Annotated in this window: 17 protein-coding genes, 1 tRNA gene and 1 pseudogene; 3 read left to right on the top strand and 16 right to left on the bottom strand. The window is 69.4% G+C overall.

Features of this window, described 5'->3' with window-relative positions:
- A complete protein-coding gene (locus E3O60_RS17155) occupies positions 1-171 on the top strand; it encodes a multidrug transporter (protein ID WP_088455197.1) in 171 nt (56 codons plus the stop codon).
- A 53-nt stretch (positions 172-224) separates the two neighbouring features.
- Complete coding sequence (locus tag E3O60_RS17150; RefSeq protein WP_134409431.1) at positions 225-479, top strand: hypothetical protein; 255 nt, start codon at positions 225-227, stop codon at positions 477-479.
- A gap of 9 nt (positions 480-488) precedes the next feature.
- On the opposite strand, the gene E3O60_RS17145 is transcribed toward E3O60_RS17150, so the two are convergent.
- From E3O60_RS17145 to topA, 12 genes and pseudogenes are all read right to left on the bottom strand, one after another.
- Positions 489-1316: an SGNH/GDSL hydrolase family protein gene (locus E3O60_RS17145; RefSeq protein ID WP_134498758.1), complete on the bottom strand. Its 828-nt coding sequence runs from the start codon at positions 1314-1316 to the stop codon at positions 489-491.
- 102 nt (positions 1317-1418) lie between these two features.
- Positions 1419-1904: an aminoacyl-tRNA deacylase gene (locus E3O60_RS17140; RefSeq protein ID WP_134498756.1), complete on the bottom strand. Its 486-nt coding sequence runs from the start codon at positions 1902-1904 to the stop codon at positions 1419-1421.
- 155 nt (positions 1905-2059) lie between these two features.
- A complete protein-coding gene (locus E3O60_RS17135) occupies positions 2060-3352 on the bottom strand; it encodes an alpha-amylase family glycosyl hydrolase (RefSeq protein ID WP_241993303.1) in 1293 nt (430 codons plus the stop codon).
- 234 nt (positions 3353-3586) lie between these two features.
- Positions 3587-4087: pseudogene (locus E3O60_RS19190) on the bottom strand (acyltransferase family protein); the annotation flags it as partial.
- Positions 4088-4160: 73 nt separating this feature from the next.
- Positions 4161-4475, bottom strand: coding sequence for an acyltransferase (locus E3O60_RS19185; protein WP_134498833.1), 315 nt, complete (start codon positions 4473-4475; stop codon positions 4161-4163).
- A gap of 219 nt (positions 4476-4694) precedes the next feature.
- A complete protein-coding gene (locus E3O60_RS17125; protein WP_166789021.1) occupies positions 4695-5381 on the bottom strand; it encodes an SGNH/GDSL hydrolase family protein in 687 nt (228 codons plus the stop codon).
- A gap of 211 nt (positions 5382-5592) precedes the next feature.
- Positions 5593-5665, bottom strand: a tRNA-Thr gene (locus E3O60_RS17120).
- 52 nt (positions 5666-5717) lie between these two features.
- Complete coding sequence (locus tag E3O60_RS17115; protein WP_134498752.1) at positions 5718-6350, bottom strand: TetR/AcrR family transcriptional regulator; 633 nt, start codon at positions 6348-6350, stop codon at positions 5718-5720.
- Between the two features lie 3 nt (positions 6351-6353).
- Positions 6354-7886, bottom strand: coding sequence for an alpha/beta hydrolase (locus E3O60_RS17110; RefSeq protein WP_370028220.1), 1533 nt, complete (start codon positions 7884-7886; stop codon positions 6354-6356).
- Between the two features lie 47 nt (positions 7887-7933).
- Positions 7934-9178, bottom strand: a complete 1245-nt coding sequence (locus E3O60_RS17105; RefSeq protein WP_134498750.1) for a DNA polymerase III subunit delta' — start codon at positions 9176-9178, stop codon at positions 7934-7936.
- 215 nt (positions 9179-9393) lie between these two features.
- The gene (tmk, locus tag E3O60_RS17100; protein WP_088455188.1) at positions 9394-10014 is read right to left on the bottom strand and encodes a dTMP kinase; all 621 of its coding nucleotides are present in this window, start codon (positions 10012-10014) and stop codon (positions 9394-9396) included.
- A gap of 20 nt (positions 10015-10034) precedes the next feature.
- Positions 10035-13073, bottom strand: coding sequence for a type I DNA topoisomerase (gene topA / locus E3O60_RS17095; protein WP_134498748.1), 3039 nt, complete (start codon positions 13071-13073; stop codon positions 10035-10037).
- A gap of 261 nt (positions 13074-13334) precedes the next feature.
- Here topA and E3O60_RS17090 point away from each other — a divergent pair, with 261 nt between their 5' ends.
- Complete coding sequence (locus E3O60_RS17090; protein ID WP_088455186.1) at positions 13335-13595, top strand: hypothetical protein; 261 nt, start codon at positions 13335-13337, stop codon at positions 13593-13595.
- Positions 13596-13654: 59 nt separating this feature from the next.
- On the opposite strand, the gene E3O60_RS17085 is transcribed toward E3O60_RS17090, so the two are convergent.
- From E3O60_RS17085 to E3O60_RS18595, 4 genes are all read right to left on the bottom strand, one after another.
- Positions 13655-14017: an Rv3654c family TadE-like protein gene (locus E3O60_RS17085; RefSeq protein WP_241993302.1), complete on the bottom strand. Its 363-nt coding sequence runs from the start codon at positions 14015-14017 to the stop codon at positions 13655-13657.
- Positions 14014-14325: a TadE family type IV pilus minor pilin gene (locus tag E3O60_RS18710; RefSeq protein WP_241980333.1), complete on the bottom strand. Its 312-nt coding sequence runs from the start codon at positions 14323-14325 to the stop codon at positions 14014-14016. The genes E3O60_RS17085 and E3O60_RS18710 overlap by 4 nt, the downstream gene beginning before the upstream one ends.
- 70 nt (positions 14326-14395) lie before the next feature.
- On the bottom strand, positions 14396-14596 hold the full coding sequence (locus E3O60_RS17075) for a DUF4244 domain-containing protein (RefSeq protein ID WP_370291635.1): 201 nt from the start codon (positions 14594-14596) through the stop codon (positions 14396-14398).
- 318 nt (positions 14597-14914) lie between these two features.
- Positions 14915-15709 (bottom strand): pilus assembly protein TadB (locus E3O60_RS18595; RefSeq protein ID WP_166789020.1); only part of this gene is annotated, 795 nt, incomplete at its 5' end.

Raw genomic sequence — 15709 nt, 5'->3', positions numbered from 1 at the left:
ATGAGTGAAATGACCTTCGACGAAAAACGCCACGACCAGCTCACCACCGCCCCCAAGGCCAGCGAAGCGGATGCGGCGCCGCGGGTGACCGTGGACGAACAGGCCGATGGTGTGAAGCGCATCGACGTGGCCGACACCGCCGCGGTGCGGCCCGGCAAGACCGAGGAGTAACCCGTCACCTGACGTTTGCCGAGCGGTCATCGCGGCCGCATACGCTGACGCCTGTGAGCGAGAATCTGCTTCTGGCCCGGCGCACGACCCCGCAGCAGCGGGACGTGCCTCGCATGCTTACCCCGCCACGGCGGGCCGAGCCCCGCTTCGACACCCCGCTACCGATCCAGCTGCCGCAGCCGGCCGTCCGGCCCGAGTTCGCGGTGCGCAATTCCCCGACCGACCTGGTCTTCCGAGCGCTCTGGCAGCTGGTGGGCGTCTACGTCTTCGTGGTGCTGCTGGTCAAGGACCGCCGACTGCCGCGCTGACCGGCACCGTCAGTCGGCGCGGGTCAGAACCGTGTCCAGCACGCGGTCCGCGATCGCCCGGTGGCCGGCGTCATTGACGTGCACCCCGTCGGACACCACCATGTCGTTCTGGATGACCACGGGGTCGAGCAGACTCACGTACTCGGCGTCGACCCGGTCCGCGGCGGCGCGCACCCAGCCATCCAGATCGGTGATCATGGCCGTGGCCGGCTCGGCGGTCGACGGCCCCACCGCGATGAGCCGGGCGTTCGGCAGGCCCTCCCGGAGAAGGCTGAACGTCCTGTCGACGGCGGCCTGCACCAACTCCGGGTCCGTGGCGAGCGCCCACCGGTCGTTCTGGCCACCGGCGATCACGACGACGTCGGGGGCGGCGGCGGCGATGTCGGCCACCCGGTCCGGGTAGGCGGGGCAGTCGTCCTGGCCGCAGCTGGCGACCCCTGCCATGGTGACGTACCCGGTGCCGCCCTGGCCCTCGTTGACCTCGGTCCAACCGGCGGCGTAGGCCACGACGGTCGTCCACTTCATGGTCGGATTCGAGGCGCCCCAGCCCTGGGTGTACGAATCGCCGAGGAACACGGCGACGGCGGGGTCGGTCGGTGACGTCGGCGAGTCCGTGGGTGCAGCTGACGCGGTGGGCGGGGCGGATGCGGTGGGCGATGGCGTCGCCGGGGGCAAGGTGGGCACCAGTGACGCGGTGGATGCGGCGCCCGCGCCGACCACGGCTGCCACCACCGCGGCGATGCCGCCGATCACGAGCACCAGAAGTGCGGCCATCAGCACCAGGCGCCGACGGCGCCCTGCGGCGGGCGGGCTCGTCGGGGTGCGCTGTTCTGCCATGCACCCAGCTTAGGAGCCCGCCGCAAGCCCGCGAACCGTGAGAAAAGCACCAGCCGAGGCGGTTTTTCGGGGCTTTTCTGACAGTTCGCGAGTGGGGCGGCCCTAGGTGCGGGGCTTGATCTCGTCGGTGATGTCGGCCACCGTGGCCCCGTAGGCGGCGATGAGCGCGTCGGCGTCGACGAACGCGGAGTAGCCGTGCTCCCCTGCGCCCATCGCCACCCGGGCGCCGCGCATCCGCTCGTCGGCGAACACCGGCCAGGCGGTACTGCTGCCCAGCGGAGTGATGGTGCCGCGCGAATACCCGGTCGCGGCCAGGGCGAGGTCTTCGTGCGGCAGCGACAGCTTGTTCACGCCCACCAGGGCGCGCAGTTTGGCCCAGCTGATCTGCCGGTCACCGGGCACCAGCACGAAGAGGTAATCCCCGTCGTGGCGCTTCACCACGAGCGACTTGACGATGCCGGCCGGCTCCAGCCCCAGCAGCCGGGCAGCGCTCTCGAGGCTGTCGGCGGCGGGGCGCTCGACGATGTCGATGTCGAGTCCGCGCGCCCGCGCATCCGTTTCGACCCGTTCGCGCCCTGTGCCAGCCATGACCAAAGTCAACCACGCGGGTGGGGGTGCCGAGGCCGCCCGGCCCACGGATGCTCGCGGCTCGGCTCGTTCGTCGCGGCGCGGGTTAGAAGCCGCGCCACGAGGAATAGGGCGCGCCACCAGGACTACGGTGCGCCGCGAACGCGCAGACCGGGTCAGCCGAAGATCGCCCAACCGTGCGGCGGCACTGTGTGGCCGGCCGGGCTGGAGTCCGCCGCGCCGGCCAGCCGCTCGGCCGCATCCGTGACGACGGTCAGGGCCTCGTCGCCGAGGTTGAGCGCCACCACCAAGCGTTGGATGCCGTCGGTCACCTCGATCACGTACCCCGTGTTGGTCAGGGCGAGCGGCCGGCTCGTGGCCGTGTGCAGCCAGGGGTGCCGGCGCCGCAGCCCGATCAGCTCCTGGTGCAGCACGAAGGTGTCCGCGGCGACGGGATCCTGATCGGCGGACGGCAGGTCGGCGGGGCTCGCCGGGTAGGCGGGACGGATGGCGTCATCGCCGCCGGCGCGCTGCTCCTTCACGGCGCGCAGCCCACGCTCGTCGCCGTAGTAGATCGCCGGGGTGCCGCCGAGGGTGAGCAGCAGCACCAGGGCGTGCGGGTGGTGGCGTTCGTCTTGGATCTGACTGGCCAGCCGAGTCACGTCGTGGTTGCCGATGAAGGTGTACGGCACAAATGCGCCGAGGCACGCGGTGTGCCGGGTGAGCGCCCAGTCCAGTTCGAAGAAGTTGCGCTCGTTCAGCGCGTGCCAGATCGCCTGCCAGAGTTCGTACTGGGTGACGGTGTCCACCCCGGATGCGGCGACGAAGCCGGCGTAATCGCCGTGCAGCACTTCGCCCATCACGTACACGTCGGGGTGCCGCTCGCGCACCCGCGGCAGCACGCCGGCCCAGAACGCGGCGGGCATCGCGTATGCGGCATCGAGGCGCCAGGCGTCGATCCCCCGGTCGAGCCAGTGCGCCATCACGTCGGTGACGAGCTCGGTCACGGCCGGGTTGTCGTGGTTGAGCGTCACCAGGGCGTCGTGCCCCTCGAAGGCCACGAGCTCACCGGCCGATGTGCGGCGGAACAGGGCGTTCTCGGGCGCGGACGGGTCGGCCAGAGCGGTGACCAGCGGCGTGAAATCCCGGCCGACGTGGTTGAACACACCGTCGAGCATCACCCGGATGCCGCGCCGCTGGCACTCGGCGATGAGGTGGTCAAGGTCTGCGGTGTCGCCGAGCCGCGGGTCGACCTCGAAGTAGTCGGTGGTGTCGTAGCCGTGGGTGCGGGAGGCGAAGACAGGGCCGAGGGCCAGGCCGTTCGCGCCGAGATCGAGCAGGTAGTCCAACCAGGACTCGATCTGCCGCAACCGGTGCGTGGGCGAGCGGTCTTGCCCGGTGGTGTCGGCACCGACAAAGCCCAGCGGATACACGTGCCACCAGATCACGTGTTCGGTCCAGTTCGGCACGTTTGACTGTATCGCGCCGTCCAGCCTCGGCCCTATGCCTGCGGAGCGGCTTCGACCAGCACCGGATCCTTGTCCATTCGCGGTCCGCGCTCCTTCGGTCGTAACCTTTCCGCCATCGGAATCTCGACGAAGGTGTAAAGCAGCCACGCTACACAAATTGAAGCCGCGAGTGCGGCAAGCAACTCGCCCCCCCCCCACGATCAGGCTGGGCGTCGCTTCACTGTAAATCCCGATCTTCGTAAGGCCGGCGAATACGACGGCCATGACCATTGCGTGGAGCAGATAGAAGGCATAAGACCAGTTCCCCAGCGCGACAATAGGCTTCCAGCGGAAGACGCTCGGCTTGTCGAGCAGATCGGATGTTGCGAGGGACGTGACAAGGATGATGAAGGGGATGAGCGTCACCGCAAACCTGGAGAGCGAATACGGCGCAATGGAAGACACGTAGATTCCGGCAGTCGCCAGAGCCACGGCCCCACTCAGCGGTATGGGCGATCGAAGCCCCCGGCTAAAGAGCAGGCCGAGCACAACGCCGACGATGAACTCCAAGAGCCTGAGTGGAGGAAGGATGATGATGAACCAACGCGTAAATTCATTCTCGGGAAGCGGCAGGGCAAGAAACGCAACCCCAATGCTTGCCGTTGCCGCCCCCGCGCCGATGAAGGCAAGCGACCGCGTACGCAGCCGGTGAATCAAGCGGTGCAGGTACGGGAAAACGAGGCAGGAGAACGCCACACACGAAGGCTCCAGAACACGGCGCTCCCGGCAAAATAGACCACTTCCACAGGGACCTAGGCCTGAAGCATGGTCAAAGGAAGAGGTCAGCCCAGCCGAACCCGCCCTGTGTGAGCAGAAACGCCAGTGCGATCAGCCAGGCGACCAAGTAGGACGGGTAAATTCGCGCGAACCTACGGCGGTAGAAGTGGCCTGGAGTGTCATCGGAGCGGGCCGTCCACGCCATGAGTAATCCGCTCAGCACGTAGAAGAGGGACACCCCGACCATGCCTGCACCAAAAACGGCTAGCTCGTCGCCTGTCGAAAAGTCCACGCTATGGAATCCGAAAACCAACAGCACCGCGAAAATCCGAACCCCGGTGAGTGAATCTAGTCGCTTTACATCAATCCCCCTTTATTGCCTAGGTGAGCCTACTTCAGAATTCTCTCTGACCGCGCGGATGCCTGCGGAGCGAATCCGCGCGCGCCGCGCACGTAGATGGGCACTCTGACGCGGCTTCAGCCGGCGAAGTTCGCCCGCACGGAATGCGGAGATGCGGGGCACTCCCGGTCCGGTGAATGGGTGCTTACTCCCCCGGCACGGATCCGGCGGGCCTCAATCCGATGGCTAGCTGACGGTCAGTGCGGCGAGGATCGCATCGGCGATCTGCCGATGCCCGGAGTCGTTGGGGTGGAATGTGTCGCTCTCACCGAACGGCGTTGCCGTTCCAACCGGCCCTCGCGTCCCATCCGCTTCGAAGATATCCACCAAGGGGACGTAGCGCCCCCCAGCCGCGAGGCACTCCGCCTCGATGACAGCATCGTACGCTTCGCCGGCGTCCTGCCAGGTTCCGGCGCAGATCAATGCTGCGCCCGGGGACGTGCTTGTGATCTTGCCGAGAAGGTCCCGGTATTGGCTGGTGAATTGGTCGAATGGGGTCTGTGTTCCGACGTCGTTGGTGCCCAGCTCGACCACGGCCAGGTCCAGGTCGGCGGGCACCTCAACGATGCGGCGTACTGTGGTCAGGGTTTGATCGGCAAGTTCTGCCGTGGTCAGTTCGACCGGGCCAAGTGCCGTGGCCACACGGCTGCGGAATCCAGCCTCAGCACTCGACGCAAAGTAATTTCCGGTGAGGGAATCGCCCGCAAAAAGCACGCGCAATGGTGTGCCGTCGCGCACAATCGCCAGCGGCCCTGGGACGGAGACCTGCGTTGGAATCGGCGCAGCCGATGCCGTTGAAGCCGGAAGCGACGCCAGGTCGGGTGGAGGTGTAGCTGCAGATTCGGTGAGCAAGTATCCGGCGACGCCGATCACGGCAAGAACGGCTGTACCAAGCACATATAGCGAGGTCTCNCCCCCCCCCCCCCCCCCCCCCCCCCCCCCCCCCCCCCCCCCCCCCCCCCCCCCCCCCCCCCCCCCCCCCCCCCCCCCCCCCCCCCCCCCCCCCCCCCCCCCCCCCCCCCCCCCCCCCCCCCCCCCCCCCCCCCAATTGTGGTGAGGGGATCCGGGCACCCGTATCGAAGAGGGCCGCCTATCAGAATCGAACTGATGACCTATTCATTACGAGTGAATCGCTCTACCAACTGAGCTAAGGCGGCGTGAGACCGAATACTTCCCGAAGAAAGACGCGCGGCGACACAGCATCCAAGCTTAGTCGATCGGGGAGGTCACGGTGTACAGCTCACGGAAGGACTTGGCGACCCAGGCCGACAACGGGGTGCAGTCATCCGCTTCGGCCCAGCACCGCCAGGCATGCCGGGTGGCAGCCATGGCGATCAGGGTCACCAGCAGCGCCCGCTGGGCGAGGGCCCGCGGGTCCTCGGCGAGGTGCGGGGCGTCGGCGGTGAGCCGGCGCTCGACGATGTGCTGCAGGCCGGCTTCGAAGTTGCGCAGGGTGGCCATCCGCATCGTGAAGAGGTAGCTGTTCTCTTTCATCACCGCGCGGCGCAGCTCGTGGATCTCCCGGTCGCCGTCGGTGTTCTGCAGGCTCCGGCTGATCAGCCCGGCCAGGTCGGTCATCACGTCGGAGGGTCCGCCGGCGACGAATTGCTCGATGTCCTCGTCGCAGGCCAACTCCAGCTCGTCGCCGACCAGGGCGGAGTCCTTTGAGGCGAAGTAGTTGAAAAACGTGCGCGGCGAGATGGCGGCGACCCGGCTGATCTCCTCGACGGTCACCTTGTCGATGCTCCGCTGGGCGCAGAGGGTGAGCACGGCACGCTGGATCTCCCGGCGGGTGGCCAGGCGTTTCCGTTCCCGCAGGCCCGGTTCGTCAGCTGCGCCCATCTGTCAACACATCGGGTCGGCCGCGGGCACGATGCCGTCGATCAGGTAGCTGTCGACGGTGTCGTTGACGCAGGCGTTGGACTTGTTGTACGCGGTGTGACCCTCACCCTCGTAGGTGACGAGCTGCCCGCTGTCGAGCTGCTCGGCGAGGTTCTGTGCCCACACGTAGGGGGTGGCCGGGTCGTTCGTGGTGCCCACGACGAGGATCGGGGCCGCGCCGGTGGCGTGGATGGCCTGGCGCTCCCCGGCGAAGGCGTGCGGCCAGCTGGAGCAGGAGATGTCGCCGTAGGCCATGTACTTGCCGATTGTGGGGGCGATCTGCTCGATCTGGGCGGCCTCGGCGCGCATGGAGGTGAGGTCGTCGTTGTAGGCGTAGTCCAGGCAGTTGATGGCCGTGAAGGCCTCGGTGGAGTTGTCGCGGTAGCTGCCGTCGGGGTTGCGGCCGTTGTAGCCGTCGGCGAACTGCATGGCCCCGTCGGCGCTGCCCTGCAGCACGCCCTCGAACATGTCGCTGAGGTTGGTCCACGCCGTCGCCTGGTAGAGCGGGTAGATGATCGCGGTGAGCAAAGCGTTCGCGCCGAGCTGGCGGCCGTCGGTGGCGGTGATCGGGCTGGCATCCACCGACGCCAGCAGCGCCGAGATGGTGGCCATGGCGTCGTCGACGGTGCCGTCGAACGGGCAGGCCGAGCCCGCCAGGCAGTCGGTGAGGTAGGCGCGCAGGGCGTTCTCGAAGCCCAGCGCCTGGGTGCTGGTCACCTCGAAGTTGCTGGTGGACGGGTCGAGGGCGCCGTCGAGCACGAGCCGGCCGACCTTGTCGGGGTACAGCTCGGCGTAGGTGGCACCGAGGAAGGTGCCGTAGGAGAAGCCCAGGTAGTTGAGCTGGGCGTCGCCGAGCACCGAGCGCATCAGGTCGAGGTCGCGGGCGGCGCTGCGGGTGTCGACCTGGCCGAGCAGGGCTCCGGTCTCATCGCTGCAGGATGCGGCGAAGTCGGTGGCGCTGGCCTCCAGCTCCTGCACCCACGCGTCGCTGCCGCGCTCGGCGTCGGCGATCCCGTAGAGGTATTCGTCCATCTGCGCCGGTTCGTAACAGGCCACGGCCGAGGACTTGCCGACCCCGCGCGGGTCGAACCCGACGATGTCGTAGCGTTCCTGCAGGGCAGCATCGGTTGCGTAGTCGACGGATGCCTTGACGAATTCATAGCCGGAACCGCCGGGTCCGCCGGGGTTGAGCAGCAGCGACCCGAGCCGGTCACCGGTGGCGGGTTGGCGCACCAGGGCGAGGTCGACCGAGCCGCCGGCCGGGTCTTCCCAGTCCAGCGGAGCCGACACGGTGCTGCACTGCATGCCGTTGTCGCAGTCGGACCACTGCAGCACCTGGCTGTAGAACGGATCCAGCGGCGCATCGACCTTTTCGCCGGTGGGCGTGGAGGTCGACGGTGCGGGCTGGGGCATGAACCACGTCACGCAGCCGGTCAGGCCGAGCGTCACTGCCACCGCGGCCGCCATGGTCGTGAATACGCGAGTGCGCTGGGTCACTGGGTTCCTCTTCTCTGGTGAATCCTGTGCATGTGCGGCGACTGCCGTCACCGTCGGATCATCGACACCAGCATGGCCTCGAGGGCCAGCGCTGGTGCCACGTTGGCTTCAATTCTCTGCCGGGCCAGGGCAATCGCATCCATCGTCGCGACGGTGGTCGCCGGCGGGCAGGCCCCGGCGGCGCGGCGCAGTTCGGGCAGCAGCTCGAGGTTGATGATGGTGCTGTCCCGGCCCAGCTGCATCATCATCACGTCGCGGTACAGCGAGGTGAGGTCCACCAGGATGCGGTCGATGCCGTCGCGCAGGCTGCGGGTGGCGCGGCGTTTCTGGTCGTCTTCGAGGTTCTTGATCTGGCTGCGGAGCGCGGGCGGCACCGACTGGCCGGGTTCCACGCCGAGCGAGCGCAGCACACCCTCGCGTTCGGCCGCATCCCGCTCGATGGTGATCGCCTTGGCGTCGTCGCCGGCAATGGCGAGCAGTCGGGCAGCGGCGTTGACCGCGGTGGACACCCCGGTGAGGCCGAGGGCGGCGCGGAGGGTCTCCTCACGGCGGGCGCGGGCCTCGGCGTTGGTGGCGAGCCGCAGGGCCATGCCGATGTGGCTCTGCGCCTCACGGGCGGCCCGTTCGGCGACGGCCGGCTCCACCCCGGTGCGACGGATGAGCAGCTCGGCCACCGCGTCGATGCTCGGCACCCGCAGACGCACGGTGCGCACCCGGGAGCGGATGGTGGGCAGCAGGTCGGCCTCGCTGGGGGCGCAGAGGATCCACACCGTGCGTTCCGGCGGCTCCTCCAGCGCCTTGAGCAACACGTTGGAGGTGCGCTCGACCATGCGGTCAGCGTCCTCGACGACCACCACGCGGTAGCGACCCACCGACGGGGAGTACTGCGAGCGGGCCACGGCTTCCTTCACGGAATCCATCTTGATGATGACGCCCTCGGTGCTGAGCACGGTGAGGTCGGGGTGGGTGCGCGCGTCAACGAGCCTCTGGGTGGACTCGTCGCCCTGCGGCGTGCCGGGGCTGAGCAGCGCGGTCGCGAAGGCGAAGGCGAGGTTGGAGCGGCCGGAGCCGGGCGGGCCGGTGATCAGCCACGCGTGGGTCATCGAGGAGGAGGTGCTGCGGACGGCGGCGCTCGTCGCGGTGGCGGCATCCGTAGCGGTAGCGCTCGACTGGGCGGCATGGGTGTCGGCGGCGGGGCGCTCGAGTGTGGCGACCGCTCCCGGGCGCTCTGCGGCGGCACGGAAGATGGCGATCGCATCTGCTTGACCCGTCAGGTCGTCCCACACTGCCATTCGTCAAGGCTACCCGGAGCCGGTGACAGCCGGGTGCGGGTGCCTCCCCCGCGCGCAGCGCATCGAGTTGCCGGTTGAGGCCCCCTGGGTGCTCTCTGTAGGGCGTCAACTGGCATCTCGCGGCACCGCATATCCGCCCACTTGCCGCAAGATGCCCCCTCCTGCGGGCGAAAGGGGGTTTTGCGGCAAGTCGGGGCGAGTGTGTGCGGGACGCCCTAGAGCAGGGCGGCGACGCGGGCGCGGATGAGCGCGGCGAGCTCGTCGACCGGCAGCGACGCATCCAGCACCAGAAAACGGTCGGGCTCGGCGGCGGCGAGGTCGAGGAACGCGGCGCGCACCCGGGCGTGGAACTCGCCCTTCTCGGCTTCGAGCCGGTCGAAGACCTTGTCGGCGGCGTCGAGGCGGCCGCGGGCGGCGGTCTCGTCGAGGTCGAGCAGCAGGGTGAGGTGCGGCAGCAGGCCCTCGACCGCCCAGAGCGAGAGGTCGCGCACCTCGGTGCCGCCGAGTACCCGGCCGGCGCCCTGGTAGGCGACGGAGGAGTCGAGGTAGCGGTCCTGGATGACGATTTCGCCGCGGGCCAGTGCCGGGCGCACCAGGGTGCCGATGTGCTGGGCCCGGTCGGCGGCGTACAGCAGGGCCTCCGCGCGGGGCGAGACCTCACCGCGGTGGTGCAGAACGATCTCGCGGATGGCGACGCCCACCTCGGTGCCGCCGGGCTCGCGGGTGCGCACCACGGTGCGACCCTGGGCCTGCAACCACTCGCCGAGCAACTGCGCCTGAGTGCTCTTGCCCGACCCGTCGCCACCCTCGAGGGTGATGAACAGGCCGGGCTTCACAGCATCCGTCACAGCATCCGTCACGACTGCGCGGCCGCCTGTGCTGCCTTCGCGGCCGCGTTGGCCGCCCGGGTGGCTGCGGCTTTCGCGGCGGTGGCGGCCTTCTGCTCCGGGGTGCGCTCGGCGCGCACGCCGGGGGTGGCCGCAGACGTGCCGGTCTTCTTGACCGGGGCCCGCTTGGCGGCGGTCTTGGTCACCGCACCGGCCTTCACTGCGCCGGCTTTTTTGGCCGGGGCCTTCTTCGCGGCGGGCTTCTTGGCCGCCGGCTTCTTGGCGGGAGCTTTCTTCGCCGGCGACTTCTTCACCGCCGGGCCCTTGGCCCGCTTGTCGGCGAGCAGTTGCACGGCGCGCTCGTAGTCGACCTCGTCAACACTCTCGGCCTTGGGGATGGTGGCGTTGGTGATGCCATCCGTCACGTAGGCGCCGAACCGGCCGTCCTTGATCTTGATGGCCTTGCCGCTCTCCGGGTCGGGCTCTTCGAAGTCCTTGAGCGCGCTGGAGGCACGGCGGGCGCCGTACTTGGGCTGCGCGTACAACTCGATGGCGCCGGCCAGGTCGATCTCGAAGATCTGGTCCTCGCTGGTGAGCGACCGGGTGTCGACGCCCTTCTTGAGGTACGGACCGAACTTGCCGTTCTGGGCGAGGATCTCGGTCTGCGTCTCGGGGTCCAGGCCCACCACGCGCGGCAGGTTCAGCAGCGCCAGCGCGGTGTCGAGGTCGACGGTGGCCAGGTCCATGGATTTGAACAGCGACGCCGTGCGCGGCTTCACCGCGGCGGCGGCCTTCTTGGCCGGGGTCTTGCGCTTGGGCTTGGCGGCGGCAGCGGGTGCGGCGGCCGGGGCTCCGGCGTCGGCCAGCGAGGTGACCTCGCCGGTAAGCGGGTCGATGGACTCGCCGGGACCGTCGGTGTCCGCCGGCGGCCCGAGCTCGGTCACGTACGGGCCGAAGCGGCCGTCCTTGGCGACGATCTCCTTGCCGTTGTCCGGGTTCACGCCGATGACGCGGTCGGTGACGACCGGGGCATCCACGAGTTCACGGGCCTTGGCAGGGGTGAGCTCGTCGGGTGCCAGGTCCGGCGGGATGTTCACCCGGCGGGGGGTGGCATCCGGGTCGGCGGTGGGGTCGGCGACTTCGAGGTAGGGGCCGTACTTGCCGATGCGCAGGGTGATGTCATCGACGATGTGGATCGAGTTGATCGAGCGGGCGTCGATCTCGCCGAGGTTGTCGACGACCTGGCGCAAGCCGCGGTGCTTCTCCGAACCGAAGTAGAAGCTGGTCAGCCAGTCCACCCGGTCGGCGGTGCCGCCGGCGATGCGGTCGAGGTCGTCTTCCATTTCGGCGGTGAAGTCGTATTCCACCAGGTCGGTGAAGAACTCCTCGAGCAGCCGCACCACGGAGAAGGCGATCCAGTTCGGGATCAGAGCCTGCCCGCGCGGGGTGACGTAACCACGGTCGGTGATGGTGGAGATGATCGACGCGTACGTGGAGGGGCGGCCGATGCCGAGCTCTTCGAGCTTCTTCACCAGGCTGGCCTCGGTGTACCGGGCGGCCGGAGTGGTTTCGTGGCCCTTGGCCTCCACCTCGACGAGGGTCAGCGTCTGGCCCTCTTCCAGCGGCGGCAGCTTCGACTCGGTGGGGTCGGTGGAGGCGTTCCGCTCCTCGTCCCTGGACTCCTCGTACGCGAGCATGAAACCGCGGAAGGTGATGACGGTGCCGCTGGCGGCGAATTCGGCGAGCGCCTCGGAGGCGGCGGGGTGCGCGGCCTGGCCGGTGGGGCCCGCGGCGATGGTCACCGACGCGGTCGAACCGGTCGCATCCGCCATCTGGCTGGCGACGGTGCGCTTCCAGATCAGGTCGTAGAGCTTGAAGTCGTTGCCGCGCAGCGAGCTGGACAGCGAGGACGGGGTGCGGAAGGTGTCGCCGGACGGGCGGATGGCCTCGTGGGCTTCCTGCGCGTTCTTGCTCTTGCCCTTGTACAGGCGCGGGTTCGCGGGCACGGTCTCGGCGCCGTACAGCGACGCGGCCTGCTTGCGGGCGGCGGTGATCGCCTGCTGCGACAGCGAAGGCGAGTCGGTACGCATGTAGGTGATGTACCCGTTTTCGTACAGCGACTGGGCCACGCTCATGGTCTGCCGGGCGGTGAAGCGCAGCTTGCGCGCGGCCTCCTGCTGCAGGGTCGAGGTGGTGAATGGCGCGGCGGGGCTGCGGCGGTAGGGCTTGGAGGCGACCTTGGTGACGGTGATCGGCACGCCGGGCACCTTGAGGGCGTCGGCCAGGGCGAGGGCGGATGCCTCGTCGAGGGTGGCCGCGACGACCTTGGGCTTGAGCTTGCCGGTGTCGTCGAAGTCGCTGCCGGTGGCGATGCGTTCGCCGCCGAGGCGCACGAGCTTGGCCTGGAAGCCGTTCTCGGCGGAGGCGCCGGGAACGAGCTGGGCGATGAGGTCCCAGTAGCCGGCGGACACGAACGCGAGGCGTTCACGTTCGCGGTCGACGACGAGGCGGGTGGCGGCGGACTGCACGCGGCCGGCGGACAGGCCGGGGCCCACCTTGCGCCAGAGCACGGGCGAGATCTCGTAGCCGTAGATGCGGTCCAGGATGCGCCGGGTCTCCTGCGCGTCGACGAGGGCGGTGTCGAGGTCGCGGGTGTTCTGGGTGGCCGCGATGATGGCGTCCTTGGTGATCTCGTGGAACACCATCCGCTTGACCGGAACCTTAGGCTGCAAGACCTGCAGGAGGTGCCACGCGATGGCCTCGCCTTCGCGGTCCTCATCAGTTGCGAGGAGGAGTTCGTCGGCGTTCTTCAGCGCCCGCTTGAGGTCACTGACGGTTTTCTTCTTCGCGTCGGAGACCACGTAATACGGTTCGAAGCCGTTGTCGACGTCGACGGAGAACTTGCCGAGCGGGCCCTTCTTGAGTTCCGGCGGCAGATTCTTGGGCTCGATCAGGTCTCGGATGTGCCCGACCGACGACAAAACCTCGTATCCGTCGCCCAGATAGGCGGCGATCGACTTCATCTTGGTCGGCGACTCGACAATGACCAGCTTCTTAGTGCCTGGCACCAGACTCCTCTTTATAGGTAACGGTCTGTGAAACGACCAAGCCACACCATACACACAGGAATCGAGTGCGCGCCGACGGTGACGGCGCGGGAGTGCCCCGAATTGACTTCACGGTAGCTCGCTCACGGCGCAGGGCAAGGCTGAAACGAGTGTGCACATGTGTTCGCGGAATTCGCGGCGGCATCGCCCGACACGCGGCCGGTGAGCCTCGGTTTGCGGATTAGGGGTTGCCTCCGCGGAGCACAGCCGCACAATAGAGACATGGTTACTGCAGCGCAGGGCACGTACACCGCGAAACTGACGGACGGCCCCCTCGAAGGAAAAACCGTCACCACCGAGTTCCTCGAATCCGGGGATCCCCGGCCGCGGATCGAGATACCCGCCGACGCAGCCGGCAAGCGGTACCTCTATGCCCGCGCCGCCGGTCTCGAGTTCGATTCCGCCGAGCATCCCGACAAGCCCTCCGCCGTGGACTACCGCTACCTCGAGGCACTCTTCGACACTCCCCCAGCGACCACTTAGCCCGGCGATCGGGGATGCTGCACTTCTGGCGGCGAGCTCGAACACCGGCCTGACCATCGCTAGGGCGCCGAGCCGGCCCGCGCCCGGGAACCGATCGGGAACGCGCCCACCGTGCGGGACACCGCCACGGTGGCGATCAGGCCGTCCACCGAGCAGGTGACCAGGCGGGCGCCGTTCAGCTCCGCCGCCCGCGCCGCCGTGGCACAGGGCACGCCCGGCATGAGGCCGGAGGCGACGTCGGCCGCGGCGAGCGCCGCCGCATCCGCCGCACCCTGCACGGACTGACTGACCGGCAGCAAGGCCAGCAGCGGCACGAGCACGGCGGTCATCGTGACGAGCGCGCCGAGCAGCGCGACCGCGAGCACCGAACCGGATCCCCGCTCGCTGGCAGAGGTAGGCCGGCGGATGGGTGGGCGCGTCACGGGTCGTCGCTCGCGGTGTCGCTGGCGAGAGCGCAGGACCGGGCGGCGAGAGTGAGGCCCGCGGCGGCGAACGGCGCGAAGGCGCTCGGCGCGCTGAGCCGGGCGCAGACGAACTCCCCCTGGCGTTCCTCGGCGAGCGCGGTGCCGGGCGCCACCGCGGCCAGCAGCCCGGATGCCGGACCCGCGCCGTCGCCGCGGGCCAGCAGCCGGGCCACGTCGGCTGCGGCATCCGTCATGCGTACCTGTTGCCCGACCACCTGCACGGCACCCAGGCAGCAGGCCAGCACTACCAGCACTGCGGGCAGCACGGCCGCGAACTCGGCCGTGACGCTGCCCCGGTCCCGATGGAGTCGGTGTGCCAGCCCTGCCGCGGCTCGGTCACCCCACCGTGAGCGCACTGCGCACCAGCTCGGTGAGGATGCCGCGCACCTCGTCACCGCGCAGGATGACGATGAGCAAGCCGGCAAACCCGACGGCCGCCATGGTAGCCACGATGTACTCGGCGGTGGCCGCCCCGCGATCGTCACGCAACCGCAGGAGGGCGCGCATGCTGTTGGACCGCACCGCGCGGGTGCGCACGAGTGCGTTGCGTATTCCGGTACCCGCGCTGGGATTGTGCCGTAGCGGAGCGGCGGCACGGTCGGCGGCCGCCGCGCTTCCGGTGCTCTCCTCGGCTTGCGGGTGGTGCTCTGTCGGCGGGGCGGGCGGGCTGCTGAGGGTGGTCATGATGGATCTCCTTTCGCGTACAAGACGCGGTGCAAGCGGCGCGAGTGCAGCCAGCCTGTCGCGGCGACACCCGGCGCACCAACGACGGAAGCCCATCGGTGCACAAAAGTTCGAAACGGCAGCCTGTGGAGGAGCGCCCGAGTTCACCAGGGCGGGAGCACCCGAGCACCGTCACTCGACGCTGCCGAGGGTGGCGGCGAGCACGCTGAGCAGCAGCGGGGCGACACCGACAAGCATGAACGCCGGGAGCACACACACCCCTAGCGGGATCATCAGGGTCACGGCAAGGGTTTCGGCGCGTTGGTGGCCCGCAGTGCGCGCATCCCGCCGGGCCTGCGCGGCCTCGCTGCGCAACAGCTCACCGGCCGGCACCCCGGCTCGGGCCGAGAGGTCGAGCACTCGGTCGATGACCACGTCGGCGGAGTCGGTCGCACCGGTCGCGCGCAGGCCGAACCGTTCGGCGCTGCGCCGCGCGCTGGCGCGGGCCCGGTCGAGTGACCCGCCACCGGCCATGCCGATGGCGGTGAGGTCGAGCTCCAGTCCCGGCGCGGGCCCCTGGCGGCCGGCTGCGGCAACCAGGTGCCGGTTCCAGCGAGCGGCGCCGACCATCAGTAGGCACCCCGCGGCGAGACAGGCCAGCCCTGGGCCGGTGAGGAACAGGGTGCGCAGCGTGTCGAAGCCCATCAGGCTGCCGAACAACAGCGCCACCAGGGGCAGCACCATCACCAGCCGGGCCGTGGCGCGCGGGCCGGTGAGGGCCACGGTCAGGTCGCGGTGCAGCTGGCCGAGCTCCCGGAACGCGGCGGCCAGGTCGCGCAGGCATCCGGACAGGGGCGCACCGGCCCGGGTGGCGACATCCCACGCGGCGGCGAGGGCCCGCCACGCGTCGCCCAGCTGGTCAGGGAGCCCGGCGGCCGCGTCCGCGATGGCGTCGGCCACGTCGTCGCCGCTGCGGGCCGCGCGTCC

Origin of the sequence: Cryobacterium sp. TMB1-7 (assembly GCF_004402435.1) — a bacterium.
Classification (GTDB): domain Bacteria; phylum Actinomycetota; class Actinomycetes; order Actinomycetales; family Microbacteriaceae; genus Cryobacterium; species Cryobacterium zongtaii.
This window is presented reverse-complemented; position numbering and strand designations above follow the sequence as displayed.

Excerpts from the sequence above, each read along its gene's own strand:
- E3O60_RS17115 (WP_134498752.1), bottom strand. The coding sequence starts at position 6,350 with ATGGGCGCAGCTGACGAACCGGGCCTGCGGGAACGGAAACGCCTGGCC.
- E3O60_RS17140 (WP_134498756.1), bottom strand. The coding sequence starts at position 1,904 with ATGGCTGGCACAGGGCGCGAACGGGTCGAAACGGATGCGCGGGCGCGC.
- E3O60_RS17145 (WP_134498758.1), bottom strand. The coding sequence starts at position 1,316 with ATGGCAGAACAGCGCACCCCGACGAGCCCGCCCGCCGCAGGGCGCCGT.
- E3O60_RS17105 (WP_134498750.1), bottom strand. The coding sequence starts at position 9,178 with ATGGCAGTGTGGGACGACCTGACGGGTCAAGCAGATGCGATCGCCATC.
- E3O60_RS17155 (WP_088455197.1), top strand. The coding sequence starts at position 1 with ATGAGTGAAATGACCTTCGACGAAAAACGCCACGACCAGCTCACCACC.
- E3O60_RS17090 (WP_088455186.1), top strand. The coding sequence starts at position 13,335 with ATGGTTACTGCAGCGCAGGGCACGTACACCGCGAAACTGACGGACGGC.